The organism is Dokdonella sp. (assembly GCF_039926425.1).
Lineage (GTDB): Bacteria > Pseudomonadota > Gammaproteobacteria > Xanthomonadales > Rhodanobacteraceae > Dokdonella_A.
Genome location: NZ_JBDSWZ010000184.1, coordinates 1 through 24,688, shown reverse-complemented (window position 1 = coordinate 24,688; position 24,688 = coordinate 1). Strand labels below are relative to the sequence as shown.

The window sequence follows — 24,688 nt, the reverse complement described above, 5'->3', positions numbered from 1 at the left end:
CTCATCTACCGGCTGTGGCGATGGAAACTGCTGCGCAGCCCGTTGTTTTCAGATGATCCTGCACATCGACTGGTCGCTAGGGAGCCAGACATGCCGGCGTCGTCGCCTTGACGGGGCAGGTGCAGCGCACGTCCGCGCGCGAGCGCGACAGCTTGCTGTGGTGGGCCGTTCTGGTGGCGGCGGTCGTGGCCGGAATCGTGCTTCGCCTCTACCAGTTGCGTTCGCAGGTGCTGATCGACGACGAGTGGCACGCGGTGCGGATGCTGATCCGCGCCGACGCCTCGGCGATCGCGACGCACTTCGGGTTTGCCGACTACTGCATTCCGCTGACCCTGTATTTTCGCTGGCTTTACGAACACGCGGCGCTCAATGAATGGCAAATGCACCTGCCATCGCTGGTTGCCGGCGTTGCGCTGCTGATTGCCGCGTCGACGTTGCTGCGCCAGACCCTGTCATTGCCCGCGCGCGCCATCTGGGTCGCGCTGCTCGCGATCTCGCCGGTACTGATCTACTTCAGCCGCATCGCGCGTCCCTATGCGCTGGTGGCGATTCTCGGTGTCGTCGCCGTGCTCGCGTTCCGTGCGTGGTGGCGGGGCGATTCGCGTCGCGGAGTGAGCGCTGCAATCTACCTTGTCGCGACGTTTCTCGCAGGTTGGCTTCACTTGTTGTCGCTGGTGTTCACGTTGTGGCCGTTTGCCTACTACGGCGTGTTCCTGATCCGCGATCTCTCGCGTCCATCGACGCGAGAAAACGCATTGCGACCGCTGTTGCGATTCTCGCTCCTTGCTCTCGCCACCCTCGCGAGCCTTGCCGCTGCGCTGGTGCCGCCTCTCGTCAAGGACGCAGGCGCGATGATCGGAAAGGCCGGCAGCAGTTCGGTGTCGATCGACAGTCTCTATCGCGGCGTGTTGATGCAGTTCGGTGTCACGCCGGCGTGGGTCGGTGTGGTGATGTTCGCGCTGCTGGTGTTCGGCGTGCGGCGTCTCGCGCGTCGGGACCGTGACTTCACCACGTTGCTGGTCAGCATGATGCTGGTTGGAACGGTGGTGATCGCACTGGCACGTCCCGCATGGATCGTGCATCAGGCGGTGATGGTGCGTTACTGCGTCGTCGCACTGCCGTTCATTCTGCTGTTCGTCGCGGAAGGGTACGTCGGGGTTCTCGAGCGCGTGCGCGTCGCGTACCTCGCTCCTCTCGTGACGATCGCGGCGATGACGGGTCTGTATTTCGCGGGCCCGTTCCCGGCGATGCTCTACTGGCCCAACCAGTTCATGGCGGACGCGTCGTTCCAGTTCGATTTCGATCCGACCGCGAATCCGTACGCGACGATGCTTCAGCTCGGCCCGGTGTCGCCGTTCTTTCTCGAGTTGGCCAAACGCCCGCCGGGCAGTGTCACGCTGATGGAGACGCCTGCAAGCTTCAATTCCAACTTCACGCCGGATCCGTGGTTGCAGGCGATTCACCGCCAGAAACTGAAATTCGCTCTGGCCTCGCCGGTGTGTGGAACCGGCGACTGGGACGAGTATCCGTACACCGCCACCGGCGTGCGTTTTCGCAGCGTCGCGCAATTGTCCGATGTGCTCGACGGCGCCTCGTATGGCGCCGATTATCTGGTGCTGCGGATGCGACCGTGGACGGTGCCGCCGGGAATCGAGCGCCCATCACCGGACATGCCCGCATGTGTCGAGAAGGTCCGGCAACGGCTGGGTGAGCCGACCTACCGGGACGAGCAGATCACCGTTTTTTCACTGCGCGGCGCCAATCCGGGCGGCTAGGCAGTCAAGGCTCGATGGTCGACCGCGTTTCCGTGCCGGCATCCGTTTTCGGCGCGGGACGGAAAGGAACGGAAGCACCTAGATGCACGCCGCGCTGCCACGCGGCGAGTTTCGCCTCGATGCTGGGCGATGTCGCGATTTGCGGTTCCGAAGGGGTTTCCTTGTCGTCGACTTCCCACAGCCCGACGGACTTCTTCGCCAGATCGAACGCGTCGCGCAGCGACGTGGTCCGGTTGAGTGCATCGACAAGAAACGCCTTGCCGAAATAAGTGAGGTCCGAATCGGATCCGCAGCCGAACGACGTGCGGTCGGCGCGCGCGGACGTCATCACCATCGTCGAATCATCGCGCAGCGCATCGATGAAACCGCCGGAGTAGCAGGCATTCACCACGATGACCTTCCAGCGCATCGACGGGCTGGTCTTCAACGCATCGGCGAGGTCTTCCGGTGCAATCTGGTTCAGCGGCAACGGGTCGAGATCGACCAGCAGCTGATGGTCTTCCGAACCATGCGACGTGAGATACACCAGCACGACGTCTTCGCCCGGATCCATTCTGCGCGCGATCGCCTCCAGCGCGCGGTGCAGGTTGGTCCACGTCGCGAGCGGTCGGGTCGCGACCGTGGCTGCGTTGTTCTGCAGCACGATGACGTGTCCCGTTGCATCGTAGCGTTGCCTGAACAGGCGTTCCGCGTATTCACTCTCGTTGCGGAACACGTCCTCTTCCGCATCGCCGGCAAAGGCCACGACATACAGGTCGACCTTCCCGGGCGTCTGCGGGGTCAGCTTCGCGATGGCCGCGTCGAGCAAGGCCGGTTGGTCGTACATCACGGCTTCGGCATCGAACGTCACGGGAGCTTCCGATTCGTCGTCATGCGTTTGCGCAGGGACCTTGTCGACAGCGGCGCTGGAATCCGCATCGTCGTCCGGAGATGTGGCGACATCGGCGGAGGTGTCCACGGTGTCGAGCATGGGCCGCTGTGGCAACCACCACCATGAAGCAGCCGACACGGCGTAGGCAAGAACGGCAGCCACGAGCACGCGCGCGAGACTGCGCGGTGCCAGCCAGTGCGCAATGACCAGCAGCACGAGGAACCACCAGACAAACGACACCAGTTCAACCAGATAGGCGAGGGCCACGTGGTCGCTGGCGAACAATGCGGTGGCCGCGTGTGCGAGCGGCCAGTGGATCAGCACTTGCGTGACCACGGTGGCCGCGAGCAGAAGCGCGCTCGCGCCCCATGCAATCCCGCGCCGCTTCGCCAGCACGATGAGAATCCACGCGGCGAACAGGGTCAGCAACGAATCGGTCGCGACCACGAGCACGCCGGTCGGATCAAAGCGCCATGGTGCTTCGGTATCGATCAGGGTGATGCCCAGCGTGACCGCGAAATACAGCACGACGAGTCCGAGAAACACGCCGGCGCCGGATGTCAGGGTTGTGCCGCGTGGATGGCGCAGGAGTACGGCACGAAAGCCGTCGAGCAGGGTCGAAGCGAGTGGGTTCACGGGATACCGTCGGAGGGAGGCCGCCTCGTCCGCGCGTGGGGCCGGGGCGTGCTGATTATCGGCCGATTGCGACCCGCGCGAAAGCGGCACGAAGCGCATCGTGTCTGCGCTCGGCCCTGTGCGCCGACACGTCGGTCGCACGAGGAGTCGAAAGCCGCCATTGAAAGCACCACGCGGCGCACGACATCGAATTCACAGCCGGCACATGCGTGTCATCAGTCGACCGCGATTTCGTCGAAGCGCGCGACGCAGCGGTGAACGCCTCCGTCGGCGCGCAGGTCGGGCTCGCGTGCCAGCAAGATCGTCTGCATGCCGGCCGCCTTCGCCGCATCGAGTTCCTCGACGATGTCCGACAGGAACAGGATGCGCGACGCGGGCTCGTCGATCGCCGCAGCAATGCGGCGATATGACTCCACCTCGCGCTTGGCGCCCATCTCCGTATCGAAATATCCCGAGAACACCGACGACAGATCACCCGCTTCGGTATTGCCAAACAGAAGCTTCTGCGCTGCAACGGATCCTGACGAATACACATAGAGGCGTTTGCCAGCCGCCTCCCATGCACGCAACCGCTCGGGCACCTCGGGGTAGACGTGGGCGCGGTACTCGCCGCTCGCGTATCCGTCGTGCCAGATCATCCCCTGCAACGCCTTGAGCGCGGTGGATTTGCGATCCGCATCGATCCATGACACCAGCAGATCGATGATTTCCTGCTGCGTCGCCGAGACGAGGCCGGCTTCGCTCGCCGCCTCGTGCAACCAGTGCTGCACGTCGGCATCGTCCGTGTGCGTGACGACGAAAGCGGGCAGGCGCTCGCGTGCGTAGGGAAACAGCACGTCCTTGACGAAGCGGATCGAGCTCGTGGTGCCTTCGATGTCGGTCAGGATGGTGGTAATCACGCATCGTCCTCGTTCTGCACTGTGGGAGCGGCTTCCACCGCGACACGTTGCAGTCAATTTGTGGGAGCGGCTTCAGCCGCGATGGTTCACCACGACCCAGAAGAGCACCCTGTCACGCAAGGCGCTGCGCCGGCGGAACGTGTCCGATCTCGGCATTCGCAGCGTAGGCGCCGTCGATCGCGCGTTTTGCTTCGATCGGCGCATCCAGCCGGGTGAAGATCATCGAACTCTCACCGCGTCCGGTCAGCACGATATCGCCGAAACCAAACATGCGTCCCCACGCACTTTGATGAAGGTCGATCGTTTCGATCGACGCGAGATGCAGTTCCTGGGTCTGTCGGCTGACGATTCCGGTCTTGCGCACAACCCGGCGGTTGGTGACGCCCTGTTCGATCGAACGGAGGCGGATCCATTCGTAGATCGCCGGCAGCAGCGCGATGCCGAGCGTCGGGATCGCAAGCAGCAGGAATACGATCAATCGCCACTTCGCGGTCCAGTGCAGCGCGAAGCGGGCAACGATTTTTTCGCCGGCGGCGAGCGATTCGTCGAGATAGTCCATGTCAGCTCGTTGCCGAAGTGTGCGGAATCATCCGCGGGAATCGCTCCGCAATGTCCTCGCCGGTGAACTCGGCAACCCATCCGTCGGTGTTGGTGAACAGGCGGATCGCGATGAAGTAGGGCGATTCGCTCATGTCGAACCAGTGCCGCGTGCGGTCCGGCACGCCGATCAGGTCGCCGCTTTCGCAGAGGATCTCGTACACACGGCCATCGATGTGCAGCGTGAACTGGCCGGCGCCGGCGACGAAGAAACGCACTTCGTCTTCCGAATGCGTGTGTTCGTTGAGAAACTTGCTGCGCATCGCCGCGCGATCGGGATGGTCGGGCGACAGGCTGATCACGTCGACCGCCTGATAGCCTTTCTCCTGCATCAGCCGGTCGATGTCGCTTCGGTAGGCTGCGATCACCTCGTCCTGGCTCGCGCCGGGCTTCACAGGCTGGGTGGCCGCCCATTGCTCGAACCGCACGTTGACCGCGCCCAGTTCGCGCGAGATTGCAGCGGGATCGGTCCAGGTACCGACAACCGCGTCGGGAATGCCTTTGTCGTAGATCCGCAAACGGCTCATGTTCAGTGTCCTCGAAGGCGCTTCAGGTCCAGCTCGCAACCCAGCAGGAACTCGAACGCTTCCAGGTGGCGTTTCGTTTCCTGCATGTCACGTCCCCATGTGTAGATGCCGTGGCCGTCGATCAAGTACCCGTGCAACGATTTCCCCGAGTCGATCCATGCATCGACCTCGCGCACCAGCACGGCCATGTCCTGCGTGTTGGCGAACACCGGCACGTCGAGCACGCTGTCGTGCGTGGTGAATCCGGAAATCGCCTTCTGCAATTCCCATCCCTCAAATCGCACGACACCTGCGGGTGCAAACAGGCGCGATGCGACCGTCTGCGTGCGCGAATGGGTGTGCAGCACCGCACCGGCGGCTGGGAAGCGACGGTAGATCTGCGTATGCAAGGCCGTCTCCGCGGACGGACGCGCCGTCGTGCCGATCGCGTTGCCGTCAAGATCGACCACCATGATGTCGTCGATGCCAAGGTTGCCCTTGTCGCGACCCGAGATCGTGACCGCCGCGTGGCTCGCATCGAGCCGCATGGAGAAATTGCTGCTTGTCGCCGGGGTCCAGTCACGGGCGCCCAGATCGCGGCCGGCTTCGGCGATCTGGCGCGCCCGTTCGGCAAGTGCGCTTCGATCGATGGATGCGTCGGTATTGATGGATCCGCTCCTGACGATGGATGGCCAAACTGCGCGACACTATACCGGAGCGTGGTGCAATGACCGCTTCATCCGCGGGTCATTTGGCGTCGGGTACCGTTCGGTTGCCGTGCGGCCGCAAGCTGCGCAGCAACATGCGCTCTTGACGGTGGCCGCGGTATAGTCCGGTCGCCATCAGGCACTTGAATCCAGAACGCGCCGCGAGGCGTATCCATGTTCACCTTCATGACAGGAGTGACCATGTCCGACCCAGCCGAAAGCCAGGCCAGACGCCGTTTCCTCACGCTGGCACTCGCCGGCGTTGTTGCTGCACCGATTGCCACGTCCCTGCTGCCACGATTCGCGCATGCAGAGGATCTGCCGCACGTCGATCCGAACGATGCGACGGCGAAGGCGTTGAGCTATACCGAAGACGCGACGACCGCCGCGAGCAATCCCACCTACAAACCTGGTTCCGCGTGTGCCTCGTGTTTGTTCTACCAAGGCAAGGCCGGCGACGAGTATGGCCCCTGCCAGATCTTTCCCGGCAAGGCGGTACACGCGAAAGGCTGGTGCGCGAGCTACAACAAGAAGGCGTAATCAACCCGTTTGTGTTCCGGTCCGGTACCTGCCGGGCCGGAATTTGCGTCAAGACGGTTTGATTCCCGACACGGGCCTCTCGGCAAACGGGACCGCCCGCTGTCACAATCGCGATCCACTGCAGACCCGGATCCGCGTTTGGACATCCTGACACCCGCGCTCGTCGCCGTCCTCGCCACTTTCGGCGGTTTGTGCGTTGGCGTCCTTTTCATGTTCTGGCTTTCTCGTGGATGGATCGACTCGGCGCATGCCGCAGGCGCGGCTGGCCGCGATGCGCAGGCGGCGTCGCTGGGCGAGCAGCGCGATGCGGCCGCCGCGCGTGCTGACGAATTTGCCGCGCGTGTCGAGCGGTATGAACGCGACTGGAGTCAGGCGGAGCACACGCTTCGCGAGGTTTCCTCGCGGGCGGCGGCGCACCAGGCGCAGGCCGAGAGGCTCGGACACGAGCTGGCCGATGCCCGCCGCAGTCGCGACGATGCGCAGGCGCGGTTGGTCGATCTCACGCGCCAGCACGCCGCGCTCGAAGCGGGATCGACCGCGCAATCGCAGGCCGCGACGGAAAAGCTTCATTTGCTGGAACAGGCGGAGCTGCGACTGCGCGAGGCATTCCAGAATCTTGCCAACCGCATTCTGGAGGACAAGGCCGAGCGCTTCCGCGAGCAGAGTGCGGTGCAGCTCGGTGGCCTGATCGATCCTCTGAAGCTTCAGCTCAAGGAATTTCGCGAATCGATCACCCAGACGCACGCCAACGACCAGCGCGAACGCGGGATGCTCGCGCAGGAGATCCAGACACTCAAGCAGCTCAACCAGCGCATCAGCGAAGACGCCATCAACCTTACGCGTGCTCTGAAAGGCGATACGCGTTCGCAGGGCGCATGGGGTGAACTCGTGCTCGAACGCGTGCTGGAAGCCTCCGGTCTGCAGGAAGGGCGCGAATACACCACGCAAGCCAGCTTCAGTGATACGGAAGGCAGTCGGCAGAGACCCGACGTGATCGTGCGCCTGCCCGAGGACAAGGACATCGTCATCGATGCGAAAGTGTCGCTGGTCGCCTACGAGCGGTTCTGTTCGGCGGCCGACGATGCGGCGCGCGCGAGTGCGCTGGTCGAGCATGTCGGCTCGCTGCGTCGGCATATCGACGGGCTCTCGGCGCGCAACTACGACGACATCGACGGCTTGCGCACACTCGATTTCGTGCTGCTGTTCATTCCGATCGAGGCGGCCTTCATTGAAGCGGTGCGCGCGGACGACCGGCTCTATACGCACGCACTCGCCAAGAACATCTCGCTGGTCAGCCCGAGCACCTTGCTGGCGACCTTGCGCACGGTTGCGCATCTGTGGCGCATTGAACGGCGCAACGTCAACGCGATGGAGATTGCCCGCCGTGCGGCACAGCTGCACGACAACTTCGCGCTGCTGGTCGATGAACTGGTGTCGATCGGCACCCAGCTCGATAAAGCGAAGAATGCGCATGCCAGTGCGATGCGTCGCCTGACCGAAGGCGGAAAGGGTAGCGTGCTGCTGCAGGTGCAGAGCCTCGCCGAGATGGGCGCGCCGGTGAAGAAGAGTCTCCCTGCCGGGTTGCTGAACTCGGCCGGGGCGATTTCTGGCGATGAGTCGGCTGGCGAGGCGCCCTCCGCCGTCGGTTGAGGCAGGGAGTCTCCCCCGGGAATGCTGGAATCGCGCGACCTTTGAAGCGATTTCCGCCTGGCGGAGGCGGCTCCTGGAATTCGTTGCGCATTCGATGATCCCTGCGCCCGGTGTCCTGCGTATGTAACCCCGTGAACGAAATCTTCTCAACGGGAGTTACCGCAATGGACAGTAATCAACTTCGCAAGATCGCCATGGTTGTCGGCGTCGGCATCGTGCTGGCGGCGGGACGTGCAATGGCTGAAACGCCCGCAGATGGCGGCTTCTATCCGGGCTGGGGCCTATTTGGCAGCGGCAAGAACATCGCCGCGTTTAACCTCGGTGGAAATCACGCCGACACGGCGAGCGCCGCAATCGTGGGCACGGATGGTTCGCTCTACGTTGCCGGCACAGTCACCGCAACGGATGGACACAACCGCATGGCCATCGCCAAATTCAACGCGGCGGGTGTGCTTGATCCCGAATTCAGCGGCGATGGTCTCATGACGACGATCGGACCAGATACGAACGCGACGAGTATCGCATTCACCAGTGAAGGCTATCTGCTGGTTGCCGGATACCGTGTGGTGAATGGGACTGACTACGACTTCGTCGCCTGCCTCGTGACCTCAGGCAATGGTCTCAACAAGCAGTTTGCGGGTGTCGCGAACAGCTGCGTCACCGCGACGTTCTTCCCGGGAACGCAGGATATCGTCAGGGCAATTGCGATCCAGCCCGACGGCAAGATCGTGCTCGCCGGAACCACGGGTATTGCGACTCCCACCGACCGCTACGCCGCGTTCGCACGCTTCAACGCGGACGGCACGCCCGACAACGCGTTCGGCAATATCCAGGCGTCGAACATCTCGATCGTGCGCAACAACAACGTCTTCACCCGCCACGACGTGCAGGCAGTCGGCATCGCATCCAATGGCAAGATCGTCGCGGTCGGAAGCACGGTGGTCGTTGGTGGGTCGGAAGTCGCGGGCCTGATGATCCGGCTCGACGCGAATGGAATCCAGGAGGACATCGGTCCGACCAAGGAATTCCCGTTTTCCCGCGACAACAGCCAGAACCGCGATACCGGAGTGCACTCGATGGTGCTGGTCCGTTCTCCCGACTCGGTTGACGACGATGTCGTCGTCAGCGGCTATGTGGAACTCAGCGGCGGCGTCAACAGTGGATTTCTTGCGAAAGTTCTTCCGCAGGGCGTTCTTGACTCGGCATTCGGCGAGGGCAACGGATTCACTGCGGTAACGCCGGCCAGCGGCGACCTCGATTTTCTGCGCCTCTCGCGCCAGCCCGACGGCAGCTTCGTGGCGATCGGCCAGCGGCCGGCAAGCGATGGACTCGACATCGATGTACGCCGGTTTACCCGCAACGGACTGGTGGACCACGCATTCGGCAACGATGGAGGCGTCACTATCGACTTCGGGACCACTGGCCAACTGGATTTCGCTTCGGCCGTCGTTGCGGACAAGGACGCGATCTACATCGCGGGGTATTCGTATATCAGCGTGAGCGACTACGACTTCGTCGTCGCCAAGCTCGGCCTCGACCGCATCTTCGCGGACGGCGTGGATCTCCCCTGACCCTTGTCGCCTGATGCCATGTGCAACAGCACCGCCCGTGATGGGCGGTGCTTTTTTTTTCACGCAGACTGCGGCAGCAACACGACGACCTCGTGCGTGCCTTCGTCCGCCATCAGGCCAATCCGGTTTGACGGCTGCGCGTCGCCATCGAGAAACACGCGTGGCGTTTCTTCCGTGCCTTCGCGCCGGATCTCGATCCGGTAGCTGGCTTCTCCGAACCGGTACTCGATGCGCAGCGAAGGCCACGCTGCCGGAATGCGCGGACGCAGCACCAGCTCCTTGCCTTCGCGATGGACTCCGAGCAGTGACTCGACGATCAACCGGTACATCCAGCCGGCCGAACCGGTGTACCAGGTCCAGCCGCCGCGTCCGACGTGCGGCGACACGGCCAGCACATCCGCCGCCGCCACGTAGGGCTCGACCATGTAGGTCTGCACCGTGGCCGGTGAACTGCCATGCCGCACTGGATTGATCATGTCGAACAATTCCCACGCGCGTTCGACGCGGCCTGCTTCGGCGAATGCCATGATCGCCCAGATGGCGGCGTGCGTGTATTGCCCACCGTTTTCGCGCACGCCCGGCACGTAGCCGCGGATGTAGCCGGGGTCGTTCTTCGGATGATCGAACGGCGGTTCGAGCAACTCGATCAGTTGCGCATCGGGTTTGACCAGATACTTGTCGAGCGAGTCGAGGGCCTGCTTCGTGCGCTCCGGCGCACCGACGCCGGACAACACCGACCAGCTCTGAGCGATCGAGTCGATCTTGCACTGATCCGCCGACGCGGTTCCGAGCGGAGTGCCATCGTCGAAGTACGCACGCCGATACCACTCGCCGTCCCAGCCATCGCGCTCGAGCGCGACGCGCAGGCGTGCAGCCTCGTTCTGGCAGCGTTTCACGAATTCTCCGTCACCGCGATATCGCGCGACCTCCGAGAATTCGATCAGCACGTGATACAGGAAGAATCCCAGCCAGATGCTCTCACCGCGACCTTGCCGGCCGACGTTGTTCATGCCGTCGTTCCAGTCGCCGCTGCCGATCAGCGGCAGTCCGTGCTCGCCCATGCGAAGGCCGTGCTCGATGGCGCGCACGCAATGCTGGTAGAGGTCGGCACTCTCGGTGGAGCGCATCGGCATGTCGTAGTACGACTCCTCGCCCGGATTGAGCGGACGCCCGTCGAGGAATTCGGCGCGCTCGTTGAGGATTCCCCAGTCGCCACTTGTTTGCGTGTAGCGGCAGGCGGCGAGGGGCAGCCACAGATAATCGTCGGAACACTGGGTGCGGACGCCGCGACCCGCTGGCGGATGCCACCAGTGCTGCACATCGCCTTCGCGGAACTGGCGTGACGCACAGGTGACGAGCTGCGCGCGCAACAGCTCCGGCGCCGCATGCACCAGCGACATCACGTCCTGCAACTGGTCTCGAAATCCGAACGCGCCGCCGGACTGGTAGAAGCCACTGCGCCCCCACAGACGGCACGAGATCACCTGGTACAGCAGCCAGCCGTTGGCAACCGCGTTCAGCGCATGATCCGGCGTTTCGACCACGACGGCGCCGAGCAGGTGGTTCCAGCGTGCCGCATTTCCTTCATACGAGACGCGCGCCGCACCCGAGCGGCGGAAACGCCTGATGATCGCACTGGCGTCCTCGGCATCGCGTCCCGCACCGAGCCGGAACAGCAGCGTACGGGTCTCGCCGTCGGCGAGCTCGAGCGGCACCTGGATCGCGCCGCACGGATCCAGACCCGCGCCGATGCGACCGCTGAGCGACGTGCGCTTGAGCGCTGCGGGCGAGCGCATGCTGCAATTGCGTCCGACAAACTCGGTGCGATCGCCAGTGAGGGTGCGTTGCGCATCGTCGACATCGAAGAACGCAACGAGGTCGCCGAATTCAGTGCTGTACGCATTGCGTGCGAGCAGCGCCCCGCTGGTGTCGATCTCGGTGACGATGTGCATCGCGGTCTTGGCGTGCAGGTCGCCGAGCACCCACTCGACATAGCCGGTTGCGGAAAGGCGTCGGGTCCGACCGGAGTCGTTGCGCAGGCGCAGCGCGAAGAATTTCACCGGCGCTTCCGGATCCACGTGGATGCGCAGCTCGCTTGCGATGCCGTCCTCGATCGTTTCGAACACGCTGTAACCGAAGCCGTGGCGCGACAGGTAGCGCGCTCCGCCCGGTGCGGGGGAGGGCGTCGGCGACCAGAAGTGGCCGGTTTCCTCGTCGCGGATGTAGAACGCCTCGGTGTTGGGATCGCACACCGGATCGTCGCTCCACGGCGTCAGGCGATACTCGTGCGCGTTCTCGAACCAGGTGTACCCGGCACCGCTCTCGGACACGACGCAGCCGAACACCGGATTGGCGATCACGTTGACCCACGGCGCCGGCGTCCGCTGGAGATTGTCGGTCGCGATGATGTATTCGCGGCTGTCGCGCGAAAATCCGCCGATGCCGTTCAGCAGAGTGCGCGGCGGCAGTGCAATGTTCTGCACAAGACCGCGCTCGAACGTCCGGGTGGGAACGAGGCGTGGCACCGATTCGGCGACGTCGCGTGCGCGAAGCTGCTCGATCAGCGTGCCGTCCTGGTCCGACAGCACCACACGCGCAACCGATTGCATCAGCACGCGGTCTTCGTGATTGATCTGTTCGACCGCGCGCACGAACACCCCGCCCGGTCGGTCGACCATGTTGGCGTCGACACTGGCGGCGATCACGCCGTGGATCTCGTCGTGCAGGTTCTGCCGGTAACCTCCGCTTTCCTCGTTCCAGATCACCAGGTCGAATGCCAGTCCCTTGAGGCGGCAGTAGGCGTGGGCGTGAACGAGTTCGCGCACGATGTCGATCGTTGCCGCGTCGCCGACCTGCAGCAGCACGATGGGCAGGTCGCCGGAGATCGCGTGCGCCCACAGGCCGGACTGTCCGCGGCGGTTGCTCGCGATGACCCCTTGCGGCGCACGTCGAAGGGGATCGACGTACACCAGGCATTCGGCCAGGCGTGCGTAGGTCTGCGCGTCGATTTCGCTGACGTTGATCTGCCCGAGCACGACCCGGCTGTGGGTCCACGCAAGGTCGATCACGCGATCGGCGAGGTGGCGGTCGTGGTACTTGTCGGCGAGTGCGAGGCACGCATCGCGCGTATCGGCAACGCCGGTGACCATGTCGATGCAGATGGTCTGCTCGGGCTTCAGGCGGAACCGGTGGCGGATCGCGACGATCGGATCGAGCACCGAACCGGCGGTATCGGACAGCCTGCCCGGCTGGCGCATCGCGAGCGCGTCGGATCCGCTGCCGCCCCGGCCAATGAAGCGCATGCGGTCGCTTTCGAACGAGATCGCGTCGCTGGGGACGTCGTGCAGCGCGACCAGATGGAACATCCACGGCTGCGATTCGTGGTCCGAACGCGGTCGGCGCGTGCACAGGATCGCGTCGCGCGCCTTGACCAGTTCCGTTTGCACGAACAGGTTGCTGAACGCAGGATGCAAGTCGTCGCTGACGGCTGGAGCAAGCACCACTTCGGCGTAGCTGGTGAACTCCAGCGTGCGCTCGACGCGCGACCGGTTGGTGATGCGCGTGCGACGCAGTTCGATGTCGTCTTCGGGGGAGACGACGACTTCCGTATGCGCGTCGAGCAGGTCGCTGCGTCGCCGGAACTCCACGCGCGACTCGGTAAACACAGCTTCGTAGCTGTCGGTCTTCGCCAATGCAGGCTGGAATGTGGTCGACCAGACCTTGCCGCTGTCGCAGTCGCGCAAGTACCCGAACATGCCCCACGGATCGCGCGTCACGTCTTCACGCCAGCGCGTCATCGCGACATCGCCCCAGCGGCTGTAACCGCTGCCAGCGGCCGTCACCATCACGTGATAGCGTCCGTTGGACAACAACTGCATGGCCGGGCGCCGCGTGTCGGCCCGGCGGAAGACGCGCAGCGGAACCTGCGGCTGATCGGTGATGCTGCGGATGTCGACGATGCCCGGATCGCTTGCCCAGTCGCCGGTCGAACGCGGAACGCGCTCCTGCAACAGCAGCAGCGAGGACTGGAACTGCGGATGGCTTTCGAAACGCCGCTGCATCGTGCGGCCGAGCAACGCATGCGCGAATGACACCAGGCTCATGCCCTGATGGTGCGCCATGTACGAACGGACGATGCTGTGCGTTTCGCCAGGCGACTGGCGCGTCGGCGTGTAGTCGATGGCTTCGTAGAATCCGAGCGATGTCAGCCATCCGCGCGCGGCCATTGCAGCAAGATTGTCTGCCGCAGCGCGTGGTCGAACGGTCAATGCAAGTGCGGTTGCGTACGGTGCAATCACCAGCTCCTGGGACAAGCCGCGTTGCAGGCCGAGGCCGGGAACTCCGAATGCGCGGTACTGATAATTCTGCGCGGCATCGGTGAGGTTGTAACCGGATTCTGAAATGCCCCATGGAACGTCGCGGGCGCGACCGTATGCGATCTGGCGCACCACTGCCGCGTCGCAGGTTTGCGCGATCAGCGACCCGGGGAATGCGGGCATGATCAGCAGCGGCATCAGGTACTCGAACATCGACCCGCTCCACGACAGCAGCGTCGGCGGGCCTTCGTGCGCGGTCAGCAGTCGACCGAGTGCGAACCAGCTGTCCTGCGGAATCTGGCCATAGGCGATGGCGGCGAAGACACCAAGACGCACCTCGGATGCAAGGAGGTCGTAACAACCTGCGTCGCGGCGTGCTTCGCTGACGTTGTAGCCGATCACGAACAGATGTCGCTTTGAATCGAACAGAAATCCGTAGTCGAGACGTGCGAACTCGTCGCAGTCGAGAGCCAGGCGTTCGATCGATTGCAACGCGGCGCGCGCGCGCGCAGTCGGTTCGGCCAAGTGCACGGTGTTGGCAGATTCGGCCGATGCAACCACCGTCTCGCGCGTGTCCGCTGTGATCCGTGCAAGTTGCGCAAGCGTCGGCACGCGTGCGTCCTCGAAGCCGCCACCGGCCGGCAACCAGGAATCGAAGTCGTCGAGGGCATCGCGACATTCGTGCGCGAGCGTCTGCGCCGCCTCGCTCGCCGCAGAATCGACCGGCCACGACGGATCGGCGGCGATCGGCTCGGCGAGTGCACAGATCGCCTGCAACTGCGTGCGAATCGTTGCGACGGTTGCCGCGGATTCGCCTTCGGCATTGGTCAACGCTGCGCGCAGCGAGACGAGCGCGGAGCGACCACTGTCGCCGGCGGCCTCGTCGAGCAATTCGAACGTATCGGCGAGCCCGGCAAACAGCCGCGCGCGGATCACCGGCGCGTCGGCGAGCTGCAGCAGTCCCTGGCGCAGCGTCTGAAGATGGCCCACAAGGTTGCCGCTGTCGACCGTCGAGACGTAGTGCGGAAGCAGCGGCTGCAGCGATGCGGTGTCGTACCAGTTGTAGAAATGCCCGCGATGGCGCTCGAGCTTGTGCAGCGTATCGAACGTCAGTGAGGTGCGTTCGATCAGTCGCTGCAGTCCGATGTAGCCGAGATCCCAGGCGCTGAGGTTCGCCAGCAGGCTGAGGCCGATGTTGGTCGGCGACGTGCGCTGCGCGACCTTCGCAATCGGCTGCTCCTGGAAGTTGTCGGGCGGAAGGTAGTGGTCGTCCGCACTGACGAATCGTTCGAAGAACGCCCACGTGCGACGCGCGGATCTGCGCAGCAGCTGCTGTTGCGTTGCATCGAGTCGGTCATCGACGGCGTTGGTGGAGCGCGACAGCCATCTCTCGATCAACGGCGCAACCAGCCACAGCGCCAACCAGGGCAATGCGATGGGAAACGCGAGGGTCGGGGAGAGGCGCAGCAGCAACAGGCCCGCGCCGATCGCCAGCAGGGGTGCGATCCACGGGGTCGGTGCGAGCAATGCACCGCGCTCGCCTGCGGCGGCGTGCGACGCCACCCACTGCAGAAGCCGGCGACGCGAAACATGCACGCGCCAGCCGGTACGCACGATCGCGTCGAGGGCGAGCCAGCTTTCGTACGGCATGCTGGAAATCGTGAACGCCTGTTGCGCAAACCGGCGCGCGGCGTCGCCCATCGTGAGCAGGAGATGACGGCCGATGGCGACATCCGATGCCTTGCGTACGAGCGAAAGCGCAATGTCGATCAGGGTCGGAAGCAACAGGACAGCCGCCACGAGCAGCGTCCAGTACAGCGGATGCCCGAGCACGGTCCATCCAAGCAGCAGCAGTGCGAGCGCTGCCGGCGTCGACAGACTGCGACGCAGATTGTCGAAGATTTTCCACAGCGACAGGCCACTCAGTGGATTGCGTTCGCGCTGCCCATCGGCCGTTGGAACAGCAGGAAACAACCATTCCGCAATCTGCCAGTCGCCGCGCATCCAGCGACGACGCCGGCTGGCGTCGAGGCGATAGGAGTCGGGGTAGCGTTCGTAAAGCTCAACGTCGGTGACCAGCCCGGATCGCGCATAGCAGCCTTCGAGGAGATCGTGGCTGAGGATGCGGTTGTCCGGAAACCGCGCGGCCATCACCTGCTCGAACGTGTCGACGTCGTAGATTCCCTTGCCGATGAACGAGCCTTCGCCGAACAGGTCCTGATAGGTGTCAGACACGGCGCGAGTGTACGGATCGAGCCCCGGATCGCCGCCGAACAGTGCCGCATAGCGCGACGTGGAGTCGGCGGTGAAGCTGGTGCCGATGCGCGGTTGCAGAATTCCGTAGCCCGACACGACGCGGCGCAGCGTGGCGTCGACGCGCGGCCGGTTGAGTGGATGCTCCATCGTCGCAATCAGCTCGCGCGCGGCGTTTCGCGGCAACTGCGTGTCGGTATCAAGGGTGATCACGTAGCGCGTGTCGCGCAATCGGGTCACGTCGCCGACGATGTGCGAAAACCGGTCGAGTCCGTGGCCGCGCAGCAACGCGTTGAGTTCGCCGAGCTTGCCGCGCTTGCGTTCGAAACCGATCCAGCTGCGTTCGCTTTCACTCCAGCGACGCGGACGCTGCAGCAGGAAGAAGATGTCGCCAGCGTCGGTGGCGTAGCGCGCGTTGAGTCGTGCAATCCCGGTGCTGGCCACCTCGAGGATGCAAGCGTCCGAGTCCCGGGTTTCGGCACTCCAATCGGTGAAATCGGTGAGTAGAGCGTAGAGGATTGCCGGATCGTGATTGGCGAGAAAGCGGATCTCCAGTTCGTCGACGAGCGTTGCGGCCGCCGCTTCGCTACCGAGCAGGGTGGGGACCACCACGAGCGTGCGTGCCTCGGGCGCGACGCCGTCGCGATAATCCATGCGCGCGAGACGGTGTGGTGTCGTGAACTGCCCTGCAAACTGATTGACCAGCGACACGGCCAGCTGGCTCAACGCGACGATCGCGCACGCGCCGGCGACGATCGACAGCCATATCGGGTTGTCCGAGCGCGCCAGTCCCATCAACGGCGACCACGACAGCGCAAGGCCGACGGTCAGGAGGGTCACGAAATACAGCGGAAACGAAACGCCGGACGTGTCGAGAGTGTGCAAGCGACGCTGCGCTCCGCAGCGCTCGCCCAGAAGCGCACGTCCCTCGTCGATCAGGTAGTAGCCGATGTGCCCGGAGACTGCTGCGGCCTCACCTTCGGCGCTGGCGTCCTGCGCGAGCGTGACGACGGTGTGTGCGATTTCGAGTTCGGATTTGCGCGTGCGCTTGGCAAGCTTTTCCACCGCGTGGCGATACTGGTCGCGCGACGAAAAATCCATGTTCGGATAGATTCCGGCCGGATCGCCAGAGAGAATTTTTTCAACGTGACTCGCCGTTTCTACGAATTCGCGCCAATCCGTCGCTTCAAGCAGGCGCAGGCTGCCGATGCTGTTGCTGATCGACACCTGATCTGCGGCTTCCTCCTGGTTGGTCGCATGCACCAGCTGCTCGATCGTCATGCCTGCTTCCTGCAGACGCTGCTCCATCCAGGTCGTTGGCAATGCGAGTGCAGCGCTGTGTCCTTGCAGGCGACGAACCAGCTCGGCGACGAACGCGCCTCGCATCGGCGGTTCCGAGCGGGCCATGTCCGAGACGACCAGAATCAGGCTCTTCGGATCGGCTTCGACGATGCCGATCATGTCGTCGGCCCAGCGGCCGGCGAGATTGCGATAGCGACGGTCGCTGCGCACGCGGAATGCCGCACGCCGAAGGTTTTCGATCAGTGCGAGCCGCAGCATGATCGGAATGGCCCACAGTTCGCCGAGAGTCAGAGGGACGACTTCCTGATACGCATGGACGAAGCGGCTGAAGGTGTCCTCGTCGACCCGCCCGTCGCCGTGCGAAATCGCATTCAGCGCAATGTCGTAGACACGCGGCAACCCTGCGGACGCACCGCGATCGAGCCGCGGAAGTTCCCAGCTGTAGCGTTCGGGGAAATGCCTGCGTGCAGTGCGGACCTGCTCGTCGACCAGGTAGAGATTGTCGAGCAACCATTCGCCTGCCGGGCTGATCCGGTGACCGGCCTTGATCGCCTCGGCGAGAAGCGTGCAACTGCTGCGCAGAACCGCCTCGTTGTCGTCGAGGCGCATCAGGAGATTGTTGTCGGGCCGTTCGCTGATCACCACACGGTGCTTCGTCGCCAGCGCACGCCCGTGTTCCTCCATCTGCTCGGCACTGAGCAGCTCGGCGCGTAGCGGCGCGTCGCCCTCGGTGGAATTTTCGTCGGTCGTGCGGCCACGCGTCGATCGGCGCAGCCAGAATCCAAACCATCGACTGGGCGCCGACATCACAACTCCTGCATGGTGCTGCGACGGGGCAGCGGGCGGTTCGGCGTCAGAGCCATTCATCACATGGGCGCAGGGTCATCGCGCCGGTGCCGTGAACCTGTCCAAAATATCATCTGGACATGAACAGGGTACAAAGTGTCGAACCGGCGCGATGATTGCAGCGCCACGCTAGCCGTTGTGCAATTTGCTGTGGCGGCGCCCGTACCCGAAGTAGATCGCCATGCCGATGACGGTCCAGATGCCGAGCATGAGCCACTGGTACCAGTTTTCCCAGTACAACAAAGTGAGACAGCTGAGCACCCCGATGACGCAGGTGAACGGTGCAAACGGGACGCGAAAGGTTCGCGGAAGATCGGGCTGCGTCTTGCGCAGGATCAGCACGCCGGCACACACCGCGACGAACGCGATCAGCGTACCCATCGAAACGAGATCTCCGAGCACGTCCAGCGGGAATACCGCTGCCAGCGCCGCAATGCCGACGCCGGTGATCACCGTATTGATGTGCGGCGTGCAGTATTTCGGGTGGATCTTCGCGAATACCGGCGGCAGCAGGCCGTCGCGACCCATGATCATGAAGATGCGCGGCTGCGCGATCAGCATCACCAGCACGACCGACGACAGTCCGATCAGCGCACCGATTTCGACCAGCCAGCGCAACCAGCCGAGCTCCGCATGGGCCTTCACGGCAGTGACGACCGGCTCGGCGGTGCCCAGCTGTGCGAACGGCAGCAACCCGGTCAGAACCGCGGCCATGCCGATGTAGAGGATGGTGCAGATCGCCAGCGAGGCGAGGGTGCCGATCGGCAGGTCGCGCTGTGGATTCTTCGCTTCCTGCGCTGCGGTGGAGGTGGCCTCGAACCCGATGTACGAGAAGAACACCAGCGTTGCCGCGCGCATGATGCCGGACCAGCCGAATTTCTCCGGCCCTTCGTTTGGCGGAATGAACGGATGCCACAGATCCGTGTCGACGTAGCGCCATCCGGCGACGATGACGATGACGATCAGGCTGACCTTGAGGATCACCATCCCAACGTTCGCGCGGCTCGATTCGCGGATGCCGATGTAGCACAACCAGGTGAGTGCCAACACGATGCAGACTGCCGGAAGATTGATCAGCGCGCCGGTCGAGACGAGATGGCCGTCGGTGTAGGCCAGTGGCGCATTGGTCAGCACTGCGGGCAGGTGGATTCCCATGTGATCAAGCAGGCTGGTGAAATAACCGGTCCAGCTCACCGCGACCGCGGACGCCGACACGCCGTATTCGAGCACCATGTTCCAGCCGATGAACCAGGCGACGCCCTCGCCGAGCGTTGCGTACGCATACGAATACGAACTGCCCGACATCGGGATCAGTGTGGCGAATTCCGCGTAGCACAGAGCGGTGAAACTGCAGCAGAGCGCCGCGATGACGAACGCGAGGATGATCGCCGGCCCCGCGTGTTCTGCCGCGGCTTGTCCGGTGATCACGAAGATGCCGCCGCCGATCACTGCGCCGATGCCGAGCGCGGTCAGACCCCACGGACCCAGTGTGCGTTTCAGCGCGGGGCCGTCGCCATTGTCGTACTCGGAGAAATCTGTTTTGCGGGCGAGGAGTTGCGCAAGCATGGTGGCGTCACCGGAAAGCGTTCGCGGGTCGCACAAAGGCCGGCGCGATGCCGGCCTTTGCGGTGAGTGGCTCAGACAGCCGCAGGTCTCAGACGCTGTTGCCCGGCGCCAGCTGGCTGCGCTTGTAGCCGTATTGCGAGTAGAGAATCAGCCCGAGGCCGGCCCACACGACGAACACCACCTTGGCCGTCAGGCTCAGATTGACGAACAGCAGCAGGCAACCGATCACTGCGAGCGGGCAGACGATCCATGCCGCAGGTGTGCGGAACGGTCGGACCCGGTTGGGCTGTTGCCTGCGCAGAATCAGAACGCCGATCGACACCATCGCGAACGCCAGTAGCGTTCCGGAATTGGAGGTGTCGGCCAGTTTGCCGACCGGGAACAATGCCGCACAGATGGATACGACCACGCCCGTGATCACGGTGATCACATGCGGGGTATGGAATCGTGGATGGATGCGCGACAGCATTTCAGGCAGCAGGCCGTCACGCGACATGGTGAAGAAAATGCGTGTCTGACCAAACATCATCATCAAAATCACCGACGGCAGCGCGAGGATCGCCGCGATGCCGATCCAGTTGCCGAGCGCGGGATGTCCGAGGAGTCGCAGCACATGGGCAAGCGGCTCCTTGCTGCAGACCAGCGCCTGTGACTGCGCGCACGCAGCGGCCATTTCCGGGCTGCCGGGATCCAGCGGCATGCCATTCGGACCGAGAATCGGCTGTGCACCCACCGAACCGGCAGCGCCGTAGCCAACGAGCAGATAGAAAATGGTGCAGACCACCAGCGATCCGATCAGCCCGATCGGGATGTTGCGATTGGGATTCTTTGTTTCCTCGGCTGCGGTCGAGACCGCATCGAAGCCGACATAGGCGAAGAAGATCGACGCGGCGGCACCGAGCACACCGACGCCTCCCATCGGACTGCCCCATCCACCCGGCAGGAACGGCTCGAAATTCGCGTGCTTCACTGCGGGCACCGCGATGCACACGAACATGGTCAACGCGATAATCTTGATCGTGACCAGCACTGCATTGACGCGCGCACTCTTCGAGGTGCCGATCACCAGCAGGTACGTCACCGCGAGGGAGATCCCGAACGCGAGCACGTTGAAGCCGCCGCCGTTGTAGTAACCCGTGCGCAGGTAAGCCGGCAACGCGAGTCCACCCGGCGCGACCAGACCGAACAGGTCCGTGTGCGCGAGCAGGCCGTTCATGTAACCGGACCAGCCGACCGACACCACCGCCGCGCCGACCGCATATTCGAGCACCAGTGCCCATCCGACGATCCACGCGAGCATTTCGCCGAGGACGCCGTAGGTATAGGTGTAGGCCGACCCGGACACCGGCAGCATCGAGGCGAGTTCGGCGTACGCAAGGGCGGCCAGGCCGCAGACGATCGCTGCGATGACGAAGGCGATCATCATCGACGGACCGGCTTTCTGACCCGCTTCGGCGGTGAGCACGAAGATGCCGGTGCCGATGACCGCGCCGATGCCGAGCAAGGTGAGCTGGACGGGACCCAACTGGCGTTTCAGGGATTTCCTTTCCGCTGTCGCAAGAATCTGATCAAGCGGTTTGACTCGCCAGAAAATCATCGTATCCCCTTTGGAAGACTGTCGCGGATCGTCGCTTTCGGCACGGCGTCGCGGGACGTCGCTGCCATCGAAGCATTCACATGCCGGAAGGCACAGGCGGCATGGCACCCCGTAAAATACGCGACCCCCGCCGGACCGGCAAGCGCAGACGCAATGAACGTCGACTCGACACTGCATCGCCCGCTGCAGCCGCATCAATCCAGCTGGCTGGCATCGCTCACCGGGTATGAAGCCACCTGTCCGGACGAATCGCCAACCGTCGCGTTGTTTGCGTCGTTCATGGCGGCGTGTCCGGATGCCGCCTCACGCGAGCGCAAAGCAGGCCATCTCACCGGCTCCGCGTGGCTGGTCAGCGCCGATGGACGACACGTGCTGCTGACGCACCACCGCAAACTCGGTCGCTGGTTGCAGCTCGGCGGTCACGCGGATGGCGACACGAATCTGGCCCGTGTCGCGCTGCGCGAAGCGGAAGAGGAGTCCGGCTTGACCGATCTGGTTGTGAATGCTGCCCTCTTCGACCTGGATCGCCATGCGATTCCGGCACGTGGCGACGAGCCCGAACACTGGCACTACGACGTCCGCTACGTCGTGCGGGCAACCGGCTCGGAGCATTTTTCGGTCAGCGGCGAATCCCATGCGCTGGCGTGGCGCGACATCGGGGAGCTCGCGGTCGGCACCGACGTCGATGCGTCATTGCAGCGAATGGCGCGCAAATGGTGTTTGCGAGGCTGCTGGTAACGCATCGCGGCGGAAGCCGCTCCCACGGGCGCGTATCGGAAGCACAAAAAAACCCGCACGAGGCGGGCTTGATTGGTGCCGAAGGTGGGACTCGAACCCACACGCTTTTAAGGGCGGCGGATTTTGAGTCCGCTGCGTCTACCGATTCCGCCACTTCGGCGGCACTCCGGCGACCTGCAGTCGCTCGGGGCCGCGGAGTATAAGGGAATCGTCGGCAATTCTGTAGAAGCGGAGTCGCCGGCGATACATGGGAGCGGCTTCAGCCGCGACGCTTCGCAGGGGATCACCGGAAATTCTGTCGGACTGGCTTCAGCCGCAGTGCTTTCGTCAGCATCTCATTTGCGGCAGGGCATCGCGGCTGAAGCCGCTCCTGCGATGCAGCGTCAAGAACGGATGGCAACCTCTGGTCAGCCGACGTCGTCAAGCGCCATCGCGATTTCACTACACTCATACCAGCCTGCTTCGGTCGGGTAGAACTTCGAGCACGAGTCGAGCGGGCGGCGATAGATGTGCAGCGACACCGCGTTTGCGTCGTCGCTGGGATTGAGGATCGTGTGGTACTCGTGCGGGGGAATCAGGCTTCCCGCCGATCCGGTGCCGGCGTTCATCGTGCCACGTGGCTCGAAGCGGAAGCGACCGTCCTTCGTTTCCAGCAATTCGTACGGGGTGATTTCAAGAAAGCCCTGCCACACGCCTTCCACGCACCAATGGCCAGCGTGATCATGGATCGGCGTGCCTTGCTGCGGTCCCCACGTCATCGCGACGACGCTGTAGCCGTGTTTTTCGCTGCGATAGAGCTCGCGGCGCGCGTAGTGATCCTCGACATTCTCGAACACGCACGATGGCAGACACACGTCCGGATCGCGGATCAGCTTGCATAGCGCATTGCGCAACGCGTCGGTCGTCTTTGCCTCATCCGGCAGCATGACCGCGGCGTCAACGGCATCGATCAGTTGGCGTGCGCCGGGAAAATCGAGCGAAAGCATCAGTGGGGTCCTTGATGGGCGTCGTTCGCGGGACGGCGGTCAACGACGACGGGGACCGGAGTCCGGGATCGCCTGATTCTAACGCTTGCCCAGAAACCGTGCGATGGCCGCCCCGAACCGCGGGATGTCGACGAGGAACGCGTCGTGGCCCTGCGGACTGTCCAGTGCAACGAATTCGACCTCCGCACCGGCCGCTTCGAGGCCTTGCGCGATCTGCTCCTGCTGCGGCAGCGGAAACAGGATGTCGGTTTCGACGCCGATCACCAGCGCTCGCTCCACCACAATGCGGGCCAATGCCTTGGCAACACTTCCGGAGCCGTGCTCGGAAATATCGAACCAGTCGCTTGCGCGCGAGAGATAGAGGTAACTGTTTGGATCGAAGCTGCGCACAAAGCGCCTCGCGTGCGCGGCCAGATACGACTCGACCTGGAACTCGACCGCGAACGGCTCTTCTTCCCGCTGTTCCGAATCGAGCCGGATGCGCGCGAACCGACCGACCCATTCCATCGCGGAGCGATACGTGATCACGCCGAGCTTGCGCGCGATCGACATGCCCGCTTCCGGATACCGCTCGTCGTCGTAGGAACCGTTGTTCCAGTTCGGATCGAGACGGATCGCTTCGCGCTGGAGTGAGCGGATCGCGATGGCAAACGGCTGTGCCTGCGGAGCGGTGGAGATGCTGATGTGCGTACGCGCACTGCCCGGATGCAGCACGAGGTAGGCGAGTGCGGTCATTCCGCCCATCGAATTTCCGATCAGGCAGGCAAGCGATTCGATGCCGAGGCTGCGCACCAGTTCGTGGCTGGCATTTGCGGCGTCTTCAAGCGTCAGTTCCGGAAAATCAAGTCGATACGCGTCGCCCGTCGATGGATCAATGTCGGCTGGGCCGGTGGATCCCTTGCAGCTTCCGAGCGTGTTCACGCAGATGACGAACCAGCGGTCGGTGTCGATGTATCTGCCGGGTCCGATCATGTCTTCCCACCAGCCTGGCGACGGGTCGGCAGCGTTTGATGCCGCATGCGCGCTTGGAGACAGCCCGGTGAGGATTAGAATGGCGTTGTCGCGGTGCGCGCCAAGCGTGCCCCAGGTTTCGTAGGCCAGTCGCGCACCCGTCAGTACACCCCCGCGCTTCATGGCGAACGGCGAGGACAGCGTGAACCACAGGCGGGCGTCGGACATGCGGGCGGGGCGAATGCAATGCGGAGGCGCAATGTAACGGGCCGGATGCGTGCCGCCAAGTTGGCGGGCCGAAATTGAAACGCCGGAGAATGAAACACGAAGGGCACTAACAACACAAAAACGCTCGTTCGATGGCGTAACGATCGACGCTGA

At 63.8% G+C, this 24,688-nt stretch carries 15 protein-coding genes and 1 tRNA gene; 5 read left to right on the top strand and 11 right to left on the bottom strand.

Annotated elements, in window-relative coordinates; all coding sequences use genetic code 11:
* Positions 1–107: 107 nt before the first annotated feature.
* Complete coding sequence (locus ABIV12_RS10990; RefSeq protein ID WP_348059175.1) at positions 108–1,775, top strand: hypothetical protein; 1,668 nt, start codon at positions 108–110, stop codon at positions 1,773–1,775.
* A 4-nt stretch (positions 1,776–1,779) separates the two neighbouring features.
* Here ABIV12_RS10990 and ABIV12_RS10985 read toward each other — a convergent pair whose 3' ends face one another.
* The 5 genes from ABIV12_RS10985 to ABIV12_RS10965 all read right to left on the bottom strand — a co-directional run bounded on the left by ABIV12_RS10985 (position 1,780) and on the right by ABIV12_RS10965 (position 5,952).
* Positions 1,780–3,282, bottom strand: a complete 1,503-nt coding sequence (locus tag ABIV12_RS10985) for a C13 family peptidase (RefSeq protein WP_348059173.1) — start codon at positions 3,280–3,282, stop codon at positions 1,780–1,782.
* 215 nt (positions 3,283–3,497) lie between these two features.
* Positions 3,498–4,181, bottom strand: a complete 684-nt coding sequence (mtnC, locus tag ABIV12_RS10980) for an acireductone synthase (protein WP_348059171.1) — start codon at positions 4,179–4,181, stop codon at positions 3,498–3,500.
* Between the two features lie 112 nt (positions 4,182–4,293).
* Positions 4,294–4,740, bottom strand: coding sequence for a PH domain-containing protein (locus ABIV12_RS10975; protein WP_348059169.1), 447 nt, complete (start codon positions 4,738–4,740; stop codon positions 4,294–4,296).
* Position 4,741: 1 nt separating this feature from the next.
* The gene (locus ABIV12_RS10970) at positions 4,742–5,305 is read right to left on the bottom strand and encodes an acireductone dioxygenase (protein WP_348059167.1); all 564 of its coding nucleotides are present in this window, start codon (positions 5,303–5,305) and stop codon (positions 4,742–4,744) included.
* Positions 5,306–5,307: 2 nt separating this feature from the next.
* The gene (locus ABIV12_RS10965) at positions 5,308–5,952 is read right to left on the bottom strand and encodes a methylthioribulose 1-phosphate dehydratase (RefSeq protein WP_348059181.1); all 645 of its coding nucleotides are present in this window, start codon (positions 5,950–5,952) and stop codon (positions 5,308–5,310) included.
* A gap of 240 nt (positions 5,953–6,192) precedes the next feature.
* Between ABIV12_RS10965 and ABIV12_RS10960 the strand changes: the two genes are divergently transcribed.
* The 3 genes from ABIV12_RS10960 to ABIV12_RS10950 all read left to right on the top strand — a co-directional run bounded on the left by ABIV12_RS10960 (position 6,193) and on the right by ABIV12_RS10950 (position 9,752).
* A complete protein-coding gene (locus tag ABIV12_RS10960; protein ID WP_348059165.1) occupies positions 6,193–6,531 on the top strand; it encodes a high-potential iron-sulfur protein in 339 nt (112 codons plus the stop codon).
* A 210-nt stretch (positions 6,532–6,741) separates the two neighbouring features.
* Positions 6,742–8,181 carry a DNA recombination protein RmuC gene (gene rmuC, locus ABIV12_RS10955; protein ID WP_348059163.1) on the top strand — a complete coding sequence of 480 codons (1,440 nt, stop codon included), beginning with the start codon at positions 6,742–6,744 and terminating at the stop codon, positions 8,179–8,181.
* A 164-nt stretch (positions 8,182–8,345) separates the two neighbouring features.
* Entirely contained in the window at positions 8,346–9,752 is a 1,407-nt protein-coding gene (locus tag ABIV12_RS10950) for a hypothetical protein (protein ID WP_348059161.1), read from the top strand.
* Positions 9,753–9,811: 59 nt separating this feature from the next.
* On the opposite strand, the gene ABIV12_RS10945 is transcribed toward ABIV12_RS10950, so the two are convergent.
* The 3 genes from ABIV12_RS10945 to ABIV12_RS10935 form a co-directional block, all read right to left on the bottom strand.
* The gene (locus ABIV12_RS10945; RefSeq protein WP_348059159.1) at positions 9,812–18,430 is read right to left on the bottom strand and encodes a glucoamylase family protein; all 8,619 of its coding nucleotides are present in this window, start codon (positions 18,428–18,430) and stop codon (positions 9,812–9,814) included.
* Positions 18,431–18,598: 168 nt separating this feature from the next.
* Positions 18,599–20,035 carry an amino acid permease gene (locus tag ABIV12_RS10940; protein ID WP_348059157.1) on the bottom strand — a complete coding sequence of 479 codons (1,437 nt, stop codon included), beginning with the start codon at positions 20,033–20,035 and terminating at the stop codon, positions 18,599–18,601.
* Positions 20,036–20,123: 88 nt separating this feature from the next.
* Positions 20,124–21,632 carry an amino acid permease gene (locus ABIV12_RS10935; RefSeq protein WP_348059155.1) on the bottom strand — a complete coding sequence of 503 codons (1,509 nt, stop codon included), beginning with the start codon at positions 21,630–21,632 and terminating at the stop codon, positions 20,124–20,126.
* A 279-nt stretch (positions 21,633–21,911) separates the two neighbouring features.
* Here ABIV12_RS10935 and ABIV12_RS10930 point away from each other — a divergent pair, with 279 nt between their 5' ends.
* Positions 21,912–22,370, top strand: coding sequence for an NUDIX hydrolase (locus ABIV12_RS10930; protein ID WP_348059176.1), 459 nt, complete (start codon positions 21,912–21,914; stop codon positions 22,368–22,370).
* A 73-nt stretch (positions 22,371–22,443) separates the two neighbouring features.
* Here ABIV12_RS10930 and ABIV12_RS10925 read toward each other — a convergent pair.
* The 3 genes from ABIV12_RS10925 to ABIV12_RS10915 form a co-directional block, all read right to left on the bottom strand.
* Positions 22,444–22,530 (bottom strand) — tRNA-Leu (locus tag ABIV12_RS10925).
* A gap of 247 nt (positions 22,531–22,777) precedes the next feature.
* On the bottom strand, positions 22,778–23,356 hold the full coding sequence (locus ABIV12_RS10920; RefSeq protein ID WP_348059153.1) for a cysteine dioxygenase family protein: 579 nt from the start codon (positions 23,354–23,356) through the stop codon (positions 22,778–22,780).
* A 78-nt stretch (positions 23,357–23,434) separates the two neighbouring features.
* Complete coding sequence (locus ABIV12_RS10915) at positions 23,435–24,535, bottom strand: homoserine O-acetyltransferase (RefSeq protein WP_348059151.1); 1,101 nt, start codon at positions 24,533–24,535, stop codon at positions 23,435–23,437.
* Positions 24,536–24,688 lie beyond the last annotated feature (153 nt).

Excerpts from the sequence above, each read along its gene's own strand:
- ABIV12_RS10920 (WP_348059153.1), bottom strand. The coding sequence starts at position 23,356 with ATGCTTTCGCTCGATTTTCCCGGCGCACGCCAACTGATCGATGCCGTT.
- ABIV12_RS10915 (WP_348059151.1), bottom strand. The coding sequence starts at position 24,535 with ATGTCCGACGCCCGCCTGTGGTTCACGCTGTCCTCGCCGTTCGCCATG.
- ABIV12_RS10935 (WP_348059155.1), bottom strand. The coding sequence starts at position 21,632 with ATGATTTTCTGGCGAGTCAAACCGCTTGATCAGATTCTTGCGACAGCG.
- ABIV12_RS10950 (WP_348059161.1), top strand. The coding sequence starts at position 8,346 with ATGGACAGTAATCAACTTCGCAAGATCGCCATGGTTGTCGGCGTCGGC.
- rmuC (WP_348059163.1), top strand. The coding sequence starts at position 6,742 with ATGTTCTGGCTTTCTCGTGGATGGATCGACTCGGCGCATGCCGCAGGC.
- ABIV12_RS10975 (WP_348059169.1), bottom strand. The coding sequence starts at position 4,740 with ATGGACTATCTCGACGAATCGCTCGCCGCCGGCGAAAAAATCGTTGCC.
- ABIV12_RS10945 (WP_348059159.1), bottom strand. The coding sequence starts at position 18,430 with ATGTCGGCGCCCAGTCGATGGTTTGGATTCTGGCTGCGCCGATCGACG.
- ABIV12_RS10940 (WP_348059157.1), bottom strand. The coding sequence starts at position 20,035 with ATGCTTGCGCAACTCCTCGCCCGCAAAACAGATTTCTCCGAGTACGAC.
- ABIV12_RS10930 (WP_348059176.1), top strand. The coding sequence starts at position 21,912 with ATGGCGGCGTGTCCGGATGCCGCCTCACGCGAGCGCAAAGCAGGCCAT.
- ABIV12_RS10970 (WP_348059167.1), bottom strand. The coding sequence starts at position 5,305 with ATGAGCCGTTTGCGGATCTACGACAAAGGCATTCCCGACGCGGTTGTC.
- ABIV12_RS10960 (WP_348059165.1), top strand. The coding sequence starts at position 6,193 with ATGTCCGACCCAGCCGAAAGCCAGGCCAGACGCCGTTTCCTCACGCTG.